Here is a 14813-nt window from a genome sequence, read left to right as displayed (position 1 = left end):
ATGATGGTTTGGACCTTTCTCGTTCAGCAACCGGCGTATTTCATCGGCCTGATGGCGGTGCTTGGCCTGCTGGTGGGCAGCTTTCTCAACGTGGTGGCGCATCGTTTGCCGATCATGCTCGAGCGCCAGTGGCGCCAGGAAGCGCAACAGATGCTGGGCCTACCCACCGAGGAGCCTGCACAGTTCAACCTGTGTTGGCCGGCGTCGCACTGCCCCCGGTGCAAGCACGCCATCCGCGCCTGGGAGAACATCCCGCTGCTGAGTTACCTGGTGCTGGGTGGTCGCTGCGCGGCATGCAAGCAACCGATCGGTGCTCGCTACCCCGTGGTGGAGGTGGTGTGTGCGCTGTTATCGGTGGCAGTGGTATGGCATTCCGGGCCCGGGCTTGAGGCTTTGGTGTTGCTGGCGCTGACCTGGAGCCTGCTGGCGCTGAGCTTGATCGACCTGGATCAGCAGCTGTTGCCCGATGTGCTGGTGCTGCCGACGTTATGGCTGGGGTTGACGGTCAATGCCTTTGGCGTGGTGGTGCCGTTGTTCGATGCGCTGTGGGGCGCGGTGGCTGGGTATCTGAGCCTGTGGACGGTGTACTGGGTGTTCAAGTTGCTCACCGGCAAGGAGGGCATGGGCTACGGCGATTTCAAGCTGCTGGCGTTGATCGGTGCCTGGGGTGGCTGGCAGGTGGTGCCGCTGAGCTTGCTGTTGTCGTCGGTGATCGGGGTGGTGGCAGGGCTGTGTGTGTTGCGCCTGCGGCGTCAGTCGGTGGGCACGGCGATAGCCTTTGGGCCGTATCTGGCGATTGCGGGGTGGATTGCTGTGCTCTGGGGTGATGAAATACACGCCTTCTACCTGCAACTGTTTGGAATGTGATGACCACCAAGGCCTTCACCCCGTGGATTCTCGGCCTCACCGGCGGCATTGGCAGCGGCAAGAGCGCGGCTGCCGAGCGTTTCGTCGAACTGGGCGTGCACCTGGTCGATGCCGATCAGGCGGCGCGGTGGGTGGTCGAGCCCGGTCGCCCGGCGCTGGCCAGCATCGTCGAGCGCTTTGGGCCTGGCGTATTGCTGGGCGATGGGCAGTTGGATCGCGCGGCGTTGCGCCAGCTGATCTTTGCCGACCCGGTGCAGCGCCAGTGGCTGGAGCAACTGCTGCACCCGCTGATTGGGCAGGAGATCTTCAGCTACCTGGCCAAGGCCGAGTCGCCGTATGCGGTGTATGTCTCACCGCTGCTGATCGAGTCGGGGCAGTACCGCAAGGTGCAGCGGGTGCTGGTGATCGATGTGCCAGAGGCAGTGCAGGTGGCGCGTACCTTGGCGCGGGACAACACCAGCGCCGAGCAGGTGCAGGCGATTCTCAAGGCTCAGCTCAGGCGTGACGAGCGCCTGGCCCATGCTGACGATGTGCTGGTCAATGACGGCGATCTTGCGGCATTGCACGGGCAGATCGACCGCCTGCACGATTTTTACCTGACTTTACGAGGAGGCCAGCCATGAGCCAGCCATTGACCGTCGATTGCCCGACCTGTGGCGCACCTGTGGAATGGCATGAGAAAAACGCCTACCGGCCGTTTTGTTCTGACCGTTGCAAACTGATTGATCTGGGGGCCTGGGCGGCTGAGGAACATAAGATTCCGGTGGCGCCGGATGCGGAGGATGAGCTGTTTTCTGGAGAGTTGGAGCCGCGGCACTGAGGGGTTGGCCTCGAACGCGGGCAGCGCACTTTGTGGGGGCGGCGTTGCGTTGCGAAAAGGGTGCGCAGCGCCCTCGGGGTTTCAGCTTCGCGGCCTGAATTACCGGGCCCGCTTTTCGGCCCTTTCGCGACGCAAGGCCGCTCCCACAATAAGATCCCATTCATATGAGAAGTGCTTGTTGCAATCCAGCTGACCCAGTGCAGCCCAGCGAGATTGGCGCTTGAGGCTCAGAGAAACGCATGCATGCCGAATCATCCCCCTCCATCCTTCCAGGGCGCCTGCAAATAACGGGTGCGGTTGAAGGTTTCCAGCCAGTCTGGGCAGAACACCACCAAAGCGCTGATGAGCATGCCGTTGATGAAGGCTTCCGGGAACATCATCAACCACAGGTAGCCGATGAAATCGCTCAGCCACTCGGGCATGGCGAAGCGCCCGTCCAGCCACAACAGGCCCAGCGCGGCAGGCACGCAGATCAGCACGGTCAAGGCGGCGGGAAAAAAGCCTGAGCAGAAAATGTACACGAACAGGTTGCGCGGCTGCGTGCGTTCGACCACGTTCGCGCAGGCTTCGGTGATCAGCACCGGCAAGCCCACCAGCAACAAGCCGTTCACACCCAATGCCGCCAGGTCCTGACGCCCCAGCGCCAGCAACCCGAGCTGGGCCATGAAGCCGCCGAGCACGGCCAGGGGCCAGTCGAGCAGCAAGGTCACGGCGGTCATGCCCAGGAAGTGATACGACACACCGGTGTCGAAATCACGCCGGACCAGCCACAGGGCGAACAGGCAAAACACCGTGCCGAACAGCAGGTGCTGGCGGCGCCGGTCAGCGCACAATTCGATCCACCGCGTGCGCGATGCGGCCCAGGCCAGCAGTGGCAGATAAGCCAGCCACCCGATGCTCAGGCTGGTGGCCGACAGGACGGGTGCACTGATCACGAACGACTTACTCCCGGTAGTGGTTAACCGAGTCTATACCCTGCTACGTGAACGCGGCCTTAGGTTCACAATTGCCGACTAAGCTTGTCTGCATGGATGACTCAGACTACCTGCGCCTGCTCACGATCCAGGCCGAACAAGCCAATGCCTTTCTCTCCAACGCCCGCAAGTGGGAGCGAGAGCGGTGGGTGTGTCAGCGCCTGTTGCAGGGGCTGAACATTCCTCACCGCAGCGAAGACTTCACCCCGGCCGGCCAGGAGCCGCCAGATGTGCTGTTTCGCGATGCGGCATTCGAAGTGTTTTTCGTGCTCGATGAAGGTCGGCGCCTGAATGACGAGTGGCGCGAAGAGCTGCAGCGTCGGCGCAGCGCCTTTTCCCTGGCGCAATTAGTGCGCCGCGAGGCCCGCCCGAGGCGCATTGCCGCCACCGAGCTGCTGCAGCGCCTGGCGCCAACCCTGCGCAAGAAGGCGCACAACTACCGCGAGCGCGGGCTGGACCTGGGCGAGCTGGACATCATTGCCTTCGCCAGCCTCAAGCGCGAAGTGCTGGACCTCAACACGCACTTTCCGCCGCCGACCGAGTACCTGCGCCAAGGCTGGCGCTCGTTGTCGCTGGTCGGGCCAACGTTCGCCCGGGTGTTGTTCGCCCACCCGGACGCCCCGGATTTTCTGCGCGGCAACCTGGGGCGCAGCATCGTGTTCGACGTCGGCATCAGTCTTTGATCCAGTGCCGGGAGTCTTTGCAGTGGCGTACACTCGGCGCCAGGGATAGAAAGCATTATCATCTGTCGCAAGCCCTTGCATGAACACTGTGGCGTTCGTGCAGTCTCAAACGTCTACCTGACGAGGCCCACCATGACCAGTCGCCTGAATCCTGAAGATCAGCGTCGTGTCGATGAGTATCTACGTGCTCCCCAGCATCAAGTCGAGCGCCGGCCATTCAGGCCGTGGTTGCTCCTGGTGCTGGTCGTGGCCGTGACCATCGGGTTGGGCCTTGTCAGCCGCCTGCTGAGTGGACTGGTGCTATGAGCAGCCTTGCGCTCGCCCTCCCCTCGCGCAGTGCGCGGCCGGCCCCTGGGGCCACGAATTCCGTAAACCTTATGAGATATTCCCATGACTCATCGCATCGTGATTGTCGGCGGCGGCGCCGGCGGCCTGGAACTGGCGACCCGCCTGGGTAAAAGCCTGGGCAAGCGCAAGCAGGCCGAGATCACCCTGGTCGACGCCAACCTCACGCACATCTGGAAGCCCCTGCTGCACGAGGTGGCCGCCGGCTCGCTGAACTCCTCGGAAGACGAACTGAACTACGTGGCCCAGGCCAAGTGGAACCACTTCAACTTCCAGCTCGGGCGCATGAGCGGCCTGGACCGTGAAGGCAAGCAGATTCAACTGGCCGCCACCCTCGACGAGAACGGCCGCGAGCTGCTGCCTGCGCGTACCCTGGGTTACGACACATTGGTCATCGCGGTGGGCTCGAACACCAACGACTTCGGGACCTTGGGCGCCGCGCAGCACTGCCTGTTCCTCGACACCCGCAAGCAAGCGGAGCGCTTCCACCAGCAATTGCTCAACCACTACCTGCGCGCCCACGCCGGTGACGTGGCCAGCGAGAAAATCAGCGTGGCGATCGTCGGTGCCGGTGCCACGGGTGTCGAGCTTGCGGCCGAACTGCACCACGCCGCCCACGAGCTGGCGGCCTATGGCCTGGACCGTATCCAGCCCAAGGACATGCACATCACCCTGATCGAGGCCGGCCCGCGTGTGCTGCCGGCATTGCCTGAGCGCATCAGCGTGCCGGTGCACCAGACCCTGGAGAAACTCGGCGTCAAGGTGATGACCAACGCAGCGGTCAGTGAAGTGACCGAAGATGGCCTGAAGACCAAGGACGGCGAAGTGATCCAGGCCAGCCTCAAGGTGTGGGCGGCGGGGATTCGCGCGCCGGGCTTCCTCAAGGACATCGACGGGCTGGAAACCAACCGCATCAATCAGCTGGTGGTACGCCCTACCCTGCAGACCACCCGTGATGACGACATCTTCGCCTTTGGTGACTGCGCCGCTTGCCCGCAGCCGGACAGCGACCGCAATGTGCCGCCGCGCGCCCAGGCTGCGCACCAGCAGGCGTCGATGCTGGCGCAGAGCATCAAGGCACGCCTGGAGGACAAGCCGCTGCCGACCTACACCTACAAGGACTATGGTTCGCTGGTGTCGCTGTCGCGCTTCTCGGCGGTGGGCAACCTGATGGGTAACCTGATGGGCAGCGTGAAGCTCGAAGGCTGGCTGGCGCGGATGTTCTACGTGTCGCTGTACCGCATGCACCAGATGGCCCTGTTTGGCTTCTTCCGCACAGCACTGATGATGCTCGGCAGCAAGATTGGCCGGGGCACCGAGCCGCGCCTGAAGCTGCACTAGCGGCTGGCGGGGGCGTTCTGCGCCCCCTATCAAAACCGGTCGGGACTAAAACCCGAGCAAAGAAAAAGGGCATCTCTTGCGAGATGCCCTTTTTTACATGGTGGGTCGTGTAGGATTCGAACCTACGACCAATTGGTTAAAAGCCAACTGCTCTACCAACTGAGCTAACGACCCAAAAATGGTCGGGGTGAGGGGATTCGAACTCCTGACATCCTGCTCCCAAAGCAGGCGCGCTACCGGACTGCGCTACACCCCGAGTACTGCTTAAAGAAAAAGGGCATCTCGCGGAGATGCCCTCTTTACATGGTGGGTCGTGTAGGATTCGAACCTACGACCAATTGGTTAAAAGCCAACTGCTCTACCAACTGAGCTAACGACCCGGAAAATGGTCGGGGTGAGGGGATTCGAACTCCTGACATCCTGCTCCCAAAGCAGGCGCGCTACCGGACTGCGCTACACCCCGAGATTGGCTCCGCGACCTGGACTCGAACCAGGGACCCAATGATTAACAGTCATTTGCTCTACCGACTGAGCTATCGCGGAACTGAACTTCGGTACAACTTTACAGCTTCGAAGTCTGTGTTAGCTTCGATCTCGCTAGCCACTTCGTTTTCACGTTGTCGCTGCTGAGGTCGGCTATTCTACATTCTTCGTTTTGCTTGTCAACCCCTTTTTTTCATTCAACTTACTGATTTGTAAGTTGTTTTGCGGTCACCGATGTAGCTGGCGATTCGCTTAGTGGCTGACAACGCGGCGTATATTAGGGGCACCGGTTTTCCGATGCAAGCAAAAATTTCACATTTTTCAGCACGTTATGAAAAAAAACCGCCAAGCCCCGAATTTGCTGGGCGCGCGCCCTGTTCCAGGCATGAAAAACCCCGCCGAAGCGGGGTTTCTCAGTGGCGATGATCAGGCGAAGACAATCTCGTCGCCGTCCACCGTGGCGGTAATCGCCGTGCCGGGCACGAACTTGCCCGCCAGGATCAACTGCGCCAGTGGGTTTTCGATCCAGCGCTGGATCGCCCGCTTCAGCGGCCGCGCGCCATACACCGGGTCGTAACCTACCGCGATCAGCTTGTCCAAGGCCTCTGGGCTCAGGCTCAACGACAGCTCGCGTTCCAGCAGGCGGCTGCGCAGGCGGCCGAGCTGGATTTCGGTGATGCCGGCGATCTGCTCGCGGCCCAGCGGCTCGAACACCACCACTTCGTCGATCCGGTTGATGAACTCCGGACGGAAATGCGCGCCCACCGCGTCCATCACCGCTGCCCGCTGCGCCTCGCGATCGCCGACCAGTTCCTGGATCTGCGCCGAGCCCAGGTTGGACGTCATCACGATCACCGTGTTGCGGAAGTCCACAGTACGGCCATGGCTGTCGGTCAGGCGTCCGTCTTCAAGCACTTGCAGCAGCACGTTGAACACATCCGGATGGGCTTTTTCCACCTCGTCGAGCAACACCACCGAGTACGGTTTGCGCCGCACGGCTTCGGTCAGATAACCGCCCTCCTCGTAACCGACGTAGCCTGGCGGCGCACCGATCAGGCGAGCCACGGAGTGCTTCTCCATGAACTCGGACATGTCGATACGGACCATCGCCTCTTCGGTGTCGAAGAGAAATTCCGCCAGTGCCTTGCACAGCTCGGTCTTGCCCACGCCGGTCGGGCCGAGGAACAGGAACGAACCACTTGGCCGATTAGGGTCGGACAACCCGGCACGCGAGCGGCGCACGGCGTTGGCCACGGCGGTCACCGCCTCGCCCTGGCCAATCACGCGCTGGTGCAGCAACGCTTCCATCTTCAGCAGCTTTTCGCGCTCGCCCTCGAGCATCTTGGACACGGGGATGCCCGTCCATTTGGAAACCACCTCGGCAATTTCTTCCTCGGTGACCTTGTTGCGCAGCAGCTGGTTGTCGGTCTTGCCGTGCTGGTCGACCATCTGCAGGCTGCGCTCAAGGTCTGGGATCACCCCGTACTGCAGCTCGGCCATGCGGCTGAGGTCGCCCTTGCGGCGTGCGGCTTCCAGTTCCTGGCGGGCCTGCTCGATCTTTTGCTGGATCTGCGCCGAACCCTGTACCTCGGCTTTCTCGGAGGCCCAGATTTCTTCGAGGTCCGAATACTCACGCTCGAGGCGCTCGATTTCTTCGGTCAGTTTTTCCAGGCGTTTTTTCGCGGCTTCGTCTTCTTCTTTCTTCAGCGCCTGGGATTCCACTTTCAGCTGGATCAGGCGGCGGTCGAGGCGGTCGAGCACTTCTGGCTTGGAGTCGATCTCCATGCGAATACGGCTGGCCGCTTCGTCGATCAGGTCGATGGCCTTGTCAGGCAGTTGCCGATCGGTGATGTAGCGGTGGCTAAGCTTGGCCGCAGCTATGATCGCACCGTCGGTGATGGCCACCTTGTGGTGCACTTCATAGCGCTCCTTGAGGCCACGCAGAATGGCGATGGTGTCTTCCTCGCTCGGCTCCTCCACCAGCACTTTCTGGAAGCGGCGCTCGAGCGCGGCGTCCTTCTCGATGAACTGGCGGTACTCGTTGAGCGTGGTGGCGCCAACGCAGTGCAGCTCACCACGGGCCAGGGCCGGCTTGAGCATGTTACCGGCATCCATTGCGCCTTCGCCCTTACCGGCGCCGACCATGGTGTGCAGTTCGTCGATGAACAGAATGATCTGCCCTTCCTGCTTGGACAGCTCATTGAGCAGGCCTTTGAGGCGCTCTTCGAACTCGCCGCGGTACTTGGCACCGGCGATCAATGCGCCCATGTCCAGCGCCAGCAGGCGTTTGCCTTTGAGGCCGTCGGGCACTTCACCGTTGATGATGCGCTGGGCCAGGCCTTCGGCGATGGCAGTCTTGCCCACACCAGGCTCACCGATCAGCACCGGGTTGTTCTTGGTGCGGCGCTGCAGCACCTGCACGGTGCGGCGGATTTCATCGTCACGGCCAATCACCGGGTCTAGCTTGCCTTCTTCGGCGCGCTTGGTCAGGTCGACGGTGTATTTGTCCAGGGCCTGACGCGACTCCTCGGCATTCGGGTCATTGACCGCTGCGCCGCCGCGCAGGTTGTTGATGGCGTTTTCCAGCGCTTTCTTGCTCACGCCCTGGCTGAGCAGCAGCTTGCCGAGCTTGCTGTTCTCGTCCATGGCGGCGAGCAGGACCAATTCACTGGAAATGAACTGGTCGCCCTTTTGCTGGGCCAGACGGTCGGCCTGGTTGAGCAGACGTGCCAGGTCCTGGGACATGTTCACATCGCCCGTGGGGTTCTGGATTTTCGGCAGCTGGTCGAGTTCCTTGACCAAGGCCTGGCGCAGGCTGTTGATGTCGAAGCCTACCTGCATCAGCAGTGGCTTGATGGACCCGCCCTGCTGTTCGAGCAGCGCCTGCAACAGGTGCACCGGCTCGATGGCAGGATGATCCATGCCAACGGCCAGGGATTGGGCATCGGAAATGGCAAGCTGGAGCTTGCTGGTCAAACGGTCTATTCGCATGATGTACCTTCCTTTAAAGGGCAGGTCGGAGCGATGGACAGCGCCTGTTCGTGAAGAAACCTGCCTGAGATGTCCTTATAGATAAGGGTGATTCTGGAAGATTCAAGCGTAGCGGGGTTGACCGAAGTCAGCTGGATGGATTAATGCGGGTCCAGCCAGACCAGTGAAGCGAAGCGCCCACCCTGCGGGGTGCGGCGGTAGGAGAAGAAGCGCGGGTCGCTGACCGTGCACAAGCCGCCGCCGTACACGGCGGTAACGCCACGCGCCGCCAGGCGAATGCGCGCCAGCGCGTAGATATCGGCCATCAGCTTGCCCGGCTGCGCACCAGGGACGAAGGCCTGGGCGGCGTCGGGGTGCAGGGCGGTGAAGGCATCGCGCACTTCCAGCCCGACCTCGAACGCCTGCGGGCCGATCGCCGGCCCCAGCCACACCAGCACCTCTTCAGGCGCCAGGGCCAGGCGCTCGAGCGTGGCTTCCAGCACGCCAGCGGCCAGCCCGCGCCAACCAGCATGGGCCGCTGCCACGCGGGTACCGGCGCGGTCGCAGAACAATATGGGCAGGCAATCGGCAGTCATCGCCGTGCAGGCAATGCCAGGCTGGTCGGTCCAGCTGGCATCGGCCTCGGCCACCACGGCTGGGTTGGCATCGGCCACGACCACGCCGTGGACCTGCTTGAGCCAGGCGGGCTGGATGGCGAATTCGGCGCTCAGGCGACGGCGATTCTCGGCGACTGCCGCTGGGTCGTCGCCGACGTGGTCACCGAGATTGAAGGTGTCGTAGGGCGGTAGGCTGACGCCACCCTGGCGCGTGGTGACACAGGCGCGCACCGAGGCCGGGGCTGGCCAGTCGGGGAACAGCAGCGCCTGGGTCAGACCGCTCATCCGATAAAGCTCTCGCGGTCCTGGCTGAGCAGCGACAGCAACCAGACGAAATCATCCGGCAGTGGCGATTCCCATTCCATGCGTTCACCGGTGGCCGGGTGTACCAGCGCCAGGAAGCGTGCGTGCAGGGCCTGGCGCGGGAAGTTCTTCACCGCATCGACCATGGTCGGGCTGGCTGCCGGCGGGATGCGGAAACGGCCGCCGTAGGTCTGGTCGCCGACCAGCGGGAAGCCGACATGGGCCATGTGCACGCGGATCTGGTGGGTGCGGCCGGTTTCCAGTTTGACCCGCACGTGGGTGTGCGAGCGGAAGCGCTTGAGCACCCGGTAATGGCTGACCGCAGGCTTGCCACCATCGGTGACCGCCATGCGCTGGCGCATGCCGCCGTGACGGCCGATCGGGGCGTCGATCTTGCCACCGGCAGTCACCACGCCGACCACGATGCACTCGTAGATTCGGCTGACGCTGCGGCTTTGCAGTTGCTCGACCAGCTTGGTCTGCGCCTGCAGGGTCTTGGCGACGACCATCAGACCGGTGGTGTCTTTGTCCAGGCGGTGGACGATCCCGGCACGCGGCACGTTGATGATGTCGGGCACGTGGTGCAGCAAGGCATTGAGCAGGGTACCGCTGGCGTGGCCGGCAGCCGGGTGCACCACCAGGCCAGCCGGTTTGTTGATCACCAGGATCTGGTCGTCTTCATAGACGATGTCCAGCTCGATGTCCTCGGCCTCCCACTCACCCTGGGCTTCCTGCTCGGCGTCGAGCGCCAGGACGGAGCCGCCATGGACGGTGTCACGGGGGCGCAGGACCGCGCCATCGACCGTCAGGCGGCCTTCTTTGATCCACGAAGTAAGCCGCGAACGCGAATACTCGGCGAACAATTGGGCGGCGACCTGGTCGAGGCGTTGACCGCCCAGTTCGGACGGGACCTCTGCGCTAAGTTGAATGATCTCGGACATGCTCGATTCGGCGGGCGCACAGCCTTTGGTTTCGGCTGCGAGCTTGTGGTTAAATACGGCTTCTTTTGTCCCGGGGTTGGCCGGGGCGCTCATCATAACAGGACGGCACCGCCCAAGACAGCGGCCGTCAAAGGGACGCAAGCCGCCATGCAAGTGAAACACCTGCTGCTGATCGCCATCCTCGGGCTCACCGCGGCCTGTTCCTCTAACAAGGAAGTCATTGACGAAAACCTCAGTGAGGCCGAGCTGTATCAACAGGCCCAGGCTGACCTGGACAACTCCAGCTACACCAGCGCCGTGAACAAGCTCAAGGCCCTGGAGTCGCGCTACCCGTTCGGCCGCTACGCCGACCAGGCGCAGCTCGAGCTGATCTACGCCAACTACAAGAATGCCGAGCCCGAGGCCGCCAAGTCGGCCGCCGAGCGCTTCATTCGCCTGCACCCGCAGCACCCGAACGTCGACTACGCCTACTACCTCAAGGGCCTGACCTCGTTCGACCAGGACCGCGGCCTGCTGGCGCGCTTCCTGCCGCTGGACATGACCAAGCGTGACCCAGGTGCCGCGCGCGACTCCTACAACGAGTTCGCCCAGCTGACCAGCCGCTTCCCGAACAGCCGCTACGCCCCGGACGCCAAGCAGCGCATGATCTACCTGCGCAACCTGCTGGCAGCCTACGAAATCCACGTGGCCGACTACTACCTCAGCCGCCAGGCCTATGTTGCCGCTGCCAACCGTGGCCGCTACGTGGTCGAGAACTTCCAGGAAACCCCATCGGTCGGCGATGGCCTGGCAGTGATGGTCGAGTCGTACCAGAAGATGCACCTGGACGATCTTGCCGCCACCAGCCTGGAAGCGCTGAAACTCAACTACCCAGACCACCCGAGCCTGGTCGATGGTGAGTTCCAGAACAAACAGACCGAATCCGATGGCCGCGGCTGGCTGTCCAAGGCTACCTTGGGCCTGATCGAAACCAGCACCCCGCTGCCACCGGGCGAAACCCGCGCCAATCAGGACGTGGTCAAGCAGTTCCAGGATGCGCGTGACGAGATGCCGCAAGAGCTGCTGCCCAAGGACGAGAACGGCGACCCGATCGTGCCTGAAGGCCCGAAAGAAGCCGAAAAAGATCGCTCGTGGTTCAGCTACATGACCTTCGGTCTGTTCGACTGACCGCAGCGCCATGCGAAAGGGAGGCCCAGGCCTCCCTTTTTTATTGGCTGCGCCCTAGACTGTCGGCTTTCATCCCCAACAAGCTGGACACCATGGTTCGCCTACTTTTCTGGATCGCCCTGATCGCCGCCGCGTTCTGGCTGTGGCGCAAGTTCAAAGCCGCGCAACAGTCGCCTGCCGAGCCCAAGCTCGATGCCCCGTTGAAGATGGTGCGCTGCGCCCATTGCGGCGTGCACCTGCCCGACGAACGGGCGCTGCAGCAAGGCAACGAGTGGTATTGCAGCCAGGCACACCTGCAACAGGGGCCTGGCCGACAGGGCTGAGGCAAGCGGCTGCCCTGCCCCGTCCTGTCGCGGCATCAACGCGCCGCGAACGCCCCTCAGCCCAGACGGCCTGCCGGGGCGTAGGGGGCCGGATCGATGACTGGCCGAGCACCGGTCAACAGATCGCTGAACAGCTGGCACGATGCTGGCGCCAGCACCAACCCGTTGCGGTAATGCCCACAGTTCAACCACAGCCCTTCATGCCCAGGCACCGGGCCGATGTACGGCACCCCTTCCGGCGAGCCTGGGCGCAAGCCTGCCCAGTGCGCGACCACGGCGGCATCCTTGAGCTGCGGCAGTAGCTCGATGGCCGAAGCCTTCAGGCTGGCCAGCGCGTCCTCGGTCGGTGTCTTGTCGTAGCCAGCGTGTTCCAGGGTACTGCCCACCAGGATGTGCCCGTCGCGGCGCGGGATCGCGTAGCGCCCCTTGGCCAGCACCATGCTCGGCAGAAAGTCCTCGGCACATTTGAATAGAATCATCTGGCCCTTGACCGGCTCGACCGGCAGCGCCAGGCCCAAGGTGCGCAACAGATCGCCGCTCCAGGCGCCAGCGCTGAGCACTACCTCGTCAGCGGCCAAGACGCCCTCTGCGGTCTGCACGCCCGTCACGCGCCCGGCTTGCTGGACGAAGCCGCTGATCGGGCAGTGCTCGCGCAGGGTTACATTGGGCAGGGCCTGCAACGCCGCCTTGAGCGCCTTGACCAGGCGTGGGTTGCGCACGTTGGCCACACCCGCCATGAAAATCGCACGCTTGAAGCCCGGCCCGAGGACCGGCACGGCATCGTAGGCGGCCGAGGTGTCCACGGAGCTCAACGGCCGCCCCTCACGCGCAGCCCACGCCAGCGCTTCGGCCTCGTCGTCGAGATCCAGCCAGTACAGCCCGGTGGTATGCACCTCGGGGTCGATGCCGGTGCTGGCGAACAGGCGCTCGCCCAGCTGTGGGTAGAAATCCTGCGACCAGTGCGCCAGCGCGGTAACGGCCGGGCTGTAGCGCCAGGGGTACAGTGGCGAGACGATACCGCCGCCGGCCCAGGACGATTCGCGGCCCACCTCGCCCTGATCGCACACCACCACCTGGCCGACCCTCGCCGCCAGGTTGAACGCGGTCAGCAGGCCGATCACGCCGCCGCCGACCACCACTACTTGCTTGCTCATCTATCGATCCAACACCTGAAGTAAAATCGGCGATGCCCAAGGCATCATTCAATCTTCAGCTTCCCCAACATCGCTCGGCGCTGCCTGTGGCGCCCGGGTTGCGCTGTGCGCCGGCCTGGTCGAGCTGAAAGTCGCCGCAGCGGTCATCGGCCATCAGGCCAGTGGGCAGCCGCCGCGCGATCAGCGTGAAGGCGTCTGCCTGGCGCTCGACATGCAGGCGGTAGTAGCGGCTTGCGCTCGGCAACGGCGGGTCGCCCTCGGCGTATTGGCCGGTGCGCGCGCGGTGCAGCTCCAGACGCAGGGCAGCGTCATGCAGCACGCCGACCACTTCGCTGCGTGCGGCTCGCCTGAGCTGGTCACTGTAACTGGGGTAGGCAATGGCTGCCAGAATGCCGGTCACCGCCACGACAATCAACAACTCGATCAGCGTCATCCCTTGCTGCATGTCAGTCTTCCTTCAGTCTCTGGCGCCAGGCGATACGCTGGGGCGCCGGCGCTTGAGCGCTCGGCACGGCGTACACCGCCTCCACCACCTGGCGCGCGGTGGTTTGTTGGCTGACCGCAGTGATCCGGTACAAGACGACCGGCTCGCCCCAGGCCATGTGCGCAGCGCGGGTGGTCGTGCCGAGGTTCTGCAACAGGAAATAACCCTGCTCTGCGCGCTGCCACGGGCCCTGCAGCGCATGTGGATCGGCCGGGGGTGGGCAGCCGTTGCATGGCCCAGGAGCGGCACGCTGCAAGCTTGCCAAGCCGTCCAACAACGTGGCCTCGGCTTGCTCGAAGGCTTGCAGGCCTTCTTTCAAGACGGTTGTCAGCCGGGTGCTCAGCTGTGCTTCGCGCAAAGCCGAGGCGGCCAGTAAACCGAGAAGCAGGGTGAAGATCAGCGCCAGCAGCAGCACCATGCCGCCCTGACGCTTCACAGCGCGGCCACTGGGTTGCGCAGGGCGACGCTCAGAGCGTGCCGCTGTTCGAGCGCAAGGGCCGGGTCGTACAGTGTCAGGGACAAGTCCAGGCGATCGCCCTCAGGCTGCTGTACACGCTCGATGCGCAGTTCACGGACATTGTCGATCAGCACTTGCGCGGTATCGCTGGTACGCCGGCTGAACATCAAGGCGCTGCCCTGCAAGGCATAGCGGTGCCGGCTGATGGCAATCGCCCAATGCCTGCCAGGATCAGCCGGCCTGCCCTTCGCTACCTGCGCGAAGTCCTTGCAATCGGTCAGCAGGGTCCAGTCCGGTGCTCCGTAATGGCCTGGCAGTTCCGCAGTCACCAGGCTCAAGCTGGACGGACCTATGTCTAGCGGTCGCTCGAACAGGCGGCGCGCCGAGGGGTCCTGGAAGTCCTGCGGCTGCAGGCGCAAGCAGCCGAACATGCCGGCCATGCGGATATCCTGGGCCATGCGCAGCAGCACCAGGCGGGCGTCGCTTTGCAGCTGCAGGGCCGCGCCGTGCAGGCGCCAGCTCTGATGAGCCGCAACCAGCAACTGGCCAGCGCCGGTCAGCAGCAACAACCCAAGGCTCAGCGCCAGCCACATGTCGAGCAAGCCGAAACCGCGCTGTTGACGCCTCATGGGCGGCCCCGCTCGTGTTCGCTGTATTGCACCATCAGCGCCTGGCCATCGCGGCGCGCCGCTTCGCTCGCCTGTAGCGCCTTGGCCTGCAACGCCGCCGCAGCGACTGTTCCCGAGGCCACCACGGCGACCGCCAGCAGCACCTCCAGCAGCGTCATGCCACGTTGTATGTTGCGCATCCCTGCACCTCCTGGGAGTTTTCCTGCGATTACCTTGAACTTGGGCGACTGGCACGCCTGTCCAACGTCCACGAAG

At 63.5% G+C, this 14813-nt stretch carries 17 protein-coding genes and 5 tRNA genes; 8 read left to right on the top strand and 14 right to left on the bottom strand.

Translation table 11 applies throughout. The features are described 5' to 3' along the window. The 3 genes from ACLEJW_RS00165 to yacG are packed head-to-tail and all read left to right on the top strand — an operon-like array spanning position 1 to position 1687. Positions 1–867 (top strand): prepilin peptidase, encoded by an 867-nt coding sequence (locus tag ACLEJW_RS00165; RefSeq protein WP_440776806.1) that lies wholly within the window; start codon positions 1–3, stop codon positions 865–867. Beyond that, positions 867–1490, top strand: a complete 624-nt coding sequence (gene coaE / locus ACLEJW_RS00160) for a dephospho-CoA kinase (RefSeq protein ID WP_145191526.1) — start codon at positions 867–869, stop codon at positions 1488–1490. The genes ACLEJW_RS00165 and coaE overlap by 1 nt, the downstream gene beginning before the upstream one ends. Then, positions 1487–1687, top strand: a complete 201-nt coding sequence (gene yacG / locus ACLEJW_RS00155; protein WP_145191523.1) for a DNA gyrase inhibitor YacG — start codon at positions 1487–1489, stop codon at positions 1685–1687. Before coaE ends, yacG begins: the two co-directional genes overlap by 4 nt. Before the next feature lie 251 nt (positions 1688–1938). On the opposite strand, the gene ACLEJW_RS00150 is transcribed toward yacG, so the two are convergent. Then, positions 1939–2622, bottom strand: a complete 684-nt coding sequence (locus ACLEJW_RS00150; RefSeq protein ID WP_440776805.1) for an energy-coupling factor ABC transporter permease — start codon at positions 2620–2622, stop codon at positions 1939–1941. Between the two features lie 92 nt (positions 2623–2714). On the opposite strand from ACLEJW_RS00150, the gene ACLEJW_RS00145 reads away from it, so the two are divergent. The 3 genes from ACLEJW_RS00145 (at position 2715) to ACLEJW_RS00135 (ending at position 5030) form a co-directional block, all read left to right on the top strand. Next, complete coding sequence (locus ACLEJW_RS00145) at positions 2715–3344, top strand: DUF1780 domain-containing protein (protein WP_145191516.1); 630 nt, start codon at positions 2715–2717, stop codon at positions 3342–3344. Between the two features lie 132 nt (positions 3345–3476). Further along, positions 3477–3650 carry a DUF3094 family protein gene (locus tag ACLEJW_RS00140; RefSeq protein ID WP_033744188.1) on the top strand — a complete coding sequence of 58 codons (174 nt, stop codon included), beginning with the start codon at positions 3477–3479 and terminating at the stop codon, positions 3648–3650. Positions 3651–3734: 84 nt separating this feature from the next. Then, positions 3735–5030 carry an NAD(P)/FAD-dependent oxidoreductase gene (locus tag ACLEJW_RS00135; RefSeq protein WP_313458249.1) on the top strand — a complete coding sequence of 432 codons (1296 nt, stop codon included), beginning with the start codon at positions 3735–3737 and terminating at the stop codon, positions 5028–5030. A gap of 98 nt (positions 5031–5128) precedes the next feature. On the opposite strand, the gene ACLEJW_RS00130 is transcribed toward ACLEJW_RS00135, so the two are convergent. From ACLEJW_RS00130 to rluD, 8 genes are all read right to left on the bottom strand, one after another. Beyond that, positions 5129–5204 (bottom strand) — tRNA-Lys (locus ACLEJW_RS00130). Positions 5205–5209: 5 nt separating this feature from the next. Then, positions 5210–5286 (bottom strand) — tRNA-Pro (locus ACLEJW_RS00125). Positions 5287–5334: 48 nt separating this feature from the next. Then, positions 5335–5410 (bottom strand) — tRNA-Lys (locus ACLEJW_RS00120). Between the two features lie 6 nt (positions 5411–5416). Then, positions 5417–5493 (bottom strand) — tRNA-Pro (locus tag ACLEJW_RS00115). Positions 5494–5497: 4 nt separating this feature from the next. Then, positions 5498–5573: transfer RNA gene (locus tag ACLEJW_RS00110), tRNA-Asn, on the bottom strand. A 366-nt stretch (positions 5574–5939) separates the two neighbouring features. After that, entirely contained in the window at positions 5940–8504 is a 2565-nt protein-coding gene (clpB, locus tag ACLEJW_RS00105; RefSeq protein ID WP_145191510.1) for an ATP-dependent chaperone ClpB, read from the bottom strand. 140 nt (positions 8505–8644) lie between these two features. Then, positions 8645–9385 carry a peptidoglycan editing factor PgeF gene (gene pgeF / locus ACLEJW_RS00100; protein ID WP_440776804.1) on the bottom strand — a complete coding sequence of 247 codons (741 nt, stop codon included), beginning with the start codon at positions 9383–9385 and terminating at the stop codon, positions 8645–8647. Further along, positions 9382–10344, bottom strand: coding sequence for a 23S rRNA pseudouridine(1911/1915/1917) synthase RluD (gene rluD, locus ACLEJW_RS00095; RefSeq protein ID WP_145191504.1), 963 nt, complete (start codon positions 10342–10344; stop codon positions 9382–9384). Before rluD ends, pgeF begins: the two co-directional genes overlap by 4 nt. 147 nt (positions 10345–10491) lie before the next feature. On the opposite strand from rluD, the gene ACLEJW_RS00090 reads away from it, so the two are divergent. Continuing rightward, entirely contained in the window at positions 10492–11511 is a 1020-nt protein-coding gene (locus tag ACLEJW_RS00090; RefSeq protein WP_313302345.1) for an outer membrane protein assembly factor BamD, read from the top strand. A 92-nt stretch (positions 11512–11603) separates the two neighbouring features. Then, positions 11604–11834 (top strand): PP0621 family protein, encoded by a 231-nt coding sequence (locus ACLEJW_RS00085; RefSeq protein ID WP_145191498.1) that lies wholly within the window; start codon positions 11604–11606, stop codon positions 11832–11834. 56 nt (positions 11835–11890) lie between these two features. Here ACLEJW_RS00085 and thiO read toward each other — a convergent pair whose 3' ends face one another. Genes thiO through ACLEJW_RS00060 form a run of 5 tightly spaced genes read right to left on the bottom strand, consistent with a single transcriptional unit; the run spans position 11891 to position 14737 of the window. Next, positions 11891–12988, bottom strand: a complete 1098-nt coding sequence (gene thiO / locus ACLEJW_RS00080) for a glycine oxidase ThiO (RefSeq protein ID WP_440776803.1) — start codon at positions 12986–12988, stop codon at positions 11891–11893. A gap of 55 nt (positions 12989–13043) precedes the next feature. After that, positions 13044–13433 (bottom strand): type IV pilin protein, encoded by a 390-nt coding sequence (locus tag ACLEJW_RS00075; RefSeq protein WP_313458237.1) that lies wholly within the window; start codon positions 13431–13433, stop codon positions 13044–13046. Position 13434: 1 nt separating this feature from the next. Beyond that, positions 13435–13908 carry a hypothetical protein gene (locus ACLEJW_RS00070; RefSeq protein WP_145191490.1) on the bottom strand — a complete coding sequence of 158 codons (474 nt, stop codon included), beginning with the start codon at positions 13906–13908 and terminating at the stop codon, positions 13435–13437. After that, positions 13905–14558, bottom strand: coding sequence for a PilW family protein (locus ACLEJW_RS00065; protein ID WP_440776802.1), 654 nt, complete (start codon positions 14556–14558; stop codon positions 13905–13907). The genes ACLEJW_RS00070 and ACLEJW_RS00065 overlap by 4 nt, the downstream gene beginning before the upstream one ends. After that, the gene (locus ACLEJW_RS00060; RefSeq protein ID WP_145191484.1) at positions 14555–14737 is read right to left on the bottom strand and encodes a prepilin-type N-terminal cleavage/methylation domain-containing protein; all 183 of its coding nucleotides are present in this window, start codon (positions 14735–14737) and stop codon (positions 14555–14557) included. Before ACLEJW_RS00060 ends, ACLEJW_RS00065 begins: the two co-directional genes overlap by 4 nt. Positions 14738–14813 lie beyond the last annotated feature (76 nt).

The organism is Pseudomonas sp. SMSB3 (genome assembly GCF_052041965.1).
Taxonomy (GTDB): Bacteria; Pseudomonadota; Gammaproteobacteria; order Pseudomonadales; family Pseudomonadaceae; genus Aquipseudomonas.
This window is presented reverse-complemented; position numbering and strand designations above follow the sequence as displayed.